At 45.5% G+C, this 756-nt stretch carries 2 protein-coding genes; both read left to right on the forward strand.

The window, feature by feature from the left end; translation table 11 throughout:
* Positions 1-20: 20 nt before the first annotated feature.
* Positions 21-374, forward strand: coding sequence for an arsenate reductase (glutaredoxin) (gene arsC / locus A3766_RS01370; protein WP_068511451.1), 354 nt, complete (start codon positions 21-23; stop codon positions 372-374).
* A 95-nt stretch (positions 375-469) separates the two neighbouring features.
* On the forward strand, positions 470-756 hold a 287-nt coding region (locus tag A3766_RS01375), incomplete at its 3' end, for a DUF2069 domain-containing protein (RefSeq protein ID WP_068641516.1).

Genomic DNA, 756 nt, shown 5'->3' on the forward strand with positions numbered 1-756 from the left:
ACCACGCTGGACGATTAACTATGACCGACACGATACAAATATACCACAATCCTCGCTGCTCTAAATCACGCCAAACCTTAGCGCTTATCGAAGAGAAAGGCATCCAGCCTGAAATTGTTCTGTATTTAGATGATACGCCAGACGCCAAAAAAATCTCAGAGATACTTGGTAAGTTAGGCATTGGCGCCCGCGAACTTCTTCGCAAAGGTGAGCAAGCTTACAAAGACAACGAGCTAGCAGATAAAACACTTAGCGACGCCCAATTAATTGACGCGATGACGAAATTCCCAAAGCTCATCGAACGCCCTATTGTCATTAAAGGCGACAAAGCAGTTCTGGGTCGCCCACCAGAAAACGTACTCGAACTTATATAAACGATATATGCTTCGAAGCGCCCTCTACGGTATAAGTTTGAGGGTGAAGTCGGACTGTCGACACCAAGCTCACCTCAATTGTAATGGAACACCGAATGTCTCAAACACCACAGCGCCCAAGAAAAAACGTAGTCGCCTACTGCATTACTTGGGCTTCCTACCTTTTACTTATTCTAATGATGATCATCACCAGCCTTCCAAGCTACCTACCCGAAGGAAGCTCACCCTGGGTCGTCGTAAGCGTCAAACTCTCCCCATTGCTGATCATTCTGCCTGGCTTAATTAAAGATAGCCTGCGTTCATATACGTGGCTTTGTTTTATCGTTTTATTCTATTTTACTCAAGCAGTTGTCGAAGCCTTTCTATCTCAAGGCGCAGGCTT

It is taken from the genome of Oleiphilus sp. HI0132, assembly GCF_001635845.1.